The sequence below is a fragment of the Streptomyces sp. NPDC055287 genome, from assembly GCF_053646035.1.
Genome location: NZ_JBSHNE010000123.1, coordinates 1 through 1,787, shown reverse-complemented (window position 1 = coordinate 1,787; position 1,787 = coordinate 1). Strand labels below are relative to the sequence as shown.

The following is a 1,787-nucleotide window of genomic DNA, read 5'->3' as shown; positions in this document are numbered from 1 at the left end:
ATGCTCAAGACAGTGAACCGGGTCCTGCTGGGGTTGCTTGGCCTTGGACTGTTCGCCCTGGGTGGCGGCGTGCTGCTGGGCGGCCTGGATCTGCAACGCCACTGGGACTTCGAGGTCCCCGGCTGGTGGCCCTTCCGCGGGCCGGACGATGTCGTACTGGGCACCGAGGGACGCACCCGGTGGCGGGAAGAAGGCTGGTGGTGGCCGACCCTCATCGCGGTGCTCGCCGTACTGCTGGCCCTGCTGCTGTGGTGGCTCCTCGCACAACGCAGACACCGCCTGGGCCATGTCCTCGTCAACAGCGAAGATGGCACGGCAGCCCGACTCAACGGCCGGACTCTGGGGGACGTGATCCAGGAAGAGGCGCAGGCCCTGGACGGGGTCTCGCAGGCTCATGTACGGCTGACGGGCCGACCCACTGCTCCCACCGCACACGTGCGGCTGTTGCTGGAGCCTCACGCGGATCCAGCACGGACCCTGGAGCGGCTGAGCCAGGAAACACTCGCACACGCACGAGACTCGGCCGGCCTGGACCACCTCCCGTCGAAAGTCCGACTCCAAGAAGTCCGCCACCGCGCCCAACGCGCCGCCTAAGATCCCCCGGAGCCGAAGTCCCACGCGGGTAACCGGCTGCGAAGCGTCCCGGATTCATGTGCGCCAGCAGTCGGCGAGGTAGGCAATTCACCGGCAAGCAGGGCACCTTGAGGGATCGAAAAGCAGAGGCATGAGTATCCGTCACGGCGGATCTGCGCCTCTTCGAACGCGATGCGCTGCACGTCCCCGGCGGCCGGCTGGTGGCCTTCGGCGCGCGCCTGGCTTCGTTCGCTTACGGTGCGGTGACAGCGTTCGTTGACGCCGAAGGGCACCTGGTCATCCCCGTGCGCAACGTCGAACAGACGGCGGGAGATGACCCGGGTACGGCCGTCCCGGGGCATCCGCAGCGGCTCTCCGGCCGATCTTCCGGCGATGATTCGTCTGTACAACACCGCGCACGCTCAGCGGCCCTGGACCCACGCACGGCACGCAGGCTGGAACCGCCTCATCCCCCAGGCAACATGGAAGCCTGGGTCGCAGACCCTGGTTCTGCAGACCGACAGTGCTGCCGTTGGCTATGCCGTGTTGGAGGGCCGAGCCTTCGGCGACCCCCTGGGTTCGCTGACCGTGGACGAACTGGTGGCCGAGAATGCCGCCGCGGCACGCCTGCTGCTCGTTGCCATCGCCCGACATGGCTGGCAAGGGCGTCTGAGCGAATTCACAGTGCGGGAGCCGGCCGACAGCCTGACCGGCCGAGTGGCTCGCCATATGGGCTGCACCTACCAGCAGAGATTTCCGCCGAGCGGCGGGATGATGGCCGCCGTCTTGAACCGGTCGTCCCTGGTACGCAATCTCGAGCCCGAGCTGCGGCGCCGGGCTGCCGTGCAGCAGTCGGAGAGGGTCTACGACAAGGCGTTCGACGCGCTGCGACGCGGCGGCCTGTTCCCCGATGACAAGGCGCTCATCCGGCTGCTTCTTGGCTACTGGTCGGCCGATGACGCATACGTGCACGGCATGTCGATCCCCGAACGGTACCGGGATCTTTGCACGGCTTGGTTCCCCGGAGGCGGCACGCAGTCTCTGCCAACCCCATACGCGCACCGCCTGGATCGGTATTAGAACCTGCACTCGACCGGACGGCATGACCAGCCCCTGTACCTAGTGCTGCTCCGCAGAAGTTCGTGGAGGGGTTTTGATGCTCCTGTTCAAGCGGTTTTGAGCGGAGTGCCGTCGTAGGTCCAGCGGTATGGCTT

Annotated in this window: 2 protein-coding genes; both read left to right on the top strand. The window is 66.9% G+C overall.

What is annotated here, in order from left to right:
* A partial coding sequence (gene amaP / locus ACWIHY_RS40260) for an alkaline shock response membrane anchor protein AmaP (RefSeq protein ID WP_454381720.1) occupies positions 1 to 594 on the top strand: 594 nt, incomplete at its 5' end.
* A 372-nt stretch (positions 595 to 966) separates the two neighbouring features.
* On the top strand, positions 967 to 1,653 hold the full coding sequence (locus ACWIHY_RS40255) for a hypothetical protein (protein ID WP_454381718.1): 687 nt from the start codon (positions 967 to 969) through the stop codon (positions 1,651 to 1,653).
* Positions 1,654 to 1,787: the final 134 nt, after the last annotated feature.

Bases quoted from the DNA above. Each gene is read 5' to 3' on its own strand.
- ACWIHY_RS40255 (WP_454381718.1), top strand. From the start codon at position 967: ATGATTCGTCTGTACAACACCGCGCACGCTCAGCGGCCCTGGACCCAC.